Here is a 210-nt window from a genome sequence, read left to right as displayed (position 1 = left end):
ACCGCGGTCACTGCCGACTCGTGCAACCCGTAGTCGGCGCCGCGCTCGTAGTCGACGACGCTCATCGCCTCCATCGGCAGCGCTGCGCTGTAGGTCTCGCGGTTCTGCGCCTCGTCGCGGGGGGTCGCGATCCCCAGCGCGACGACGCCGGCCCCGGTCGCCGCCACCGCCGCCACGGCCGGGACCGTGCGGCTGCGGGGCCGGGCGGCG

At 77.1% G+C, this 210-nt stretch carries 1 protein-coding gene; it reads right to left on the bottom strand.

Annotated features, from left to right (window positions below; translation table 11 throughout):
• Positions 1-210, bottom strand: a 210-nt coding sequence (locus tag QWJ41_RS21840; protein ID WP_302710595.1) for a hypothetical protein, incomplete at both ends; no start/stop codon positions are given.

It is taken from the genome of Nocardioides cremeus (assembly GCF_030518195.1).
In the GTDB taxonomy this organism is placed as follows: Bacteria; Actinomycetota; Actinomycetes; order Propionibacteriales; family Nocardioidaceae; genus Nocardioides; species Nocardioides cremeus.
The sequence above is the reverse complement of the archived record's forward strand: the minus strand, read 5'-3'. Positions and strand labels throughout refer to the sequence as shown.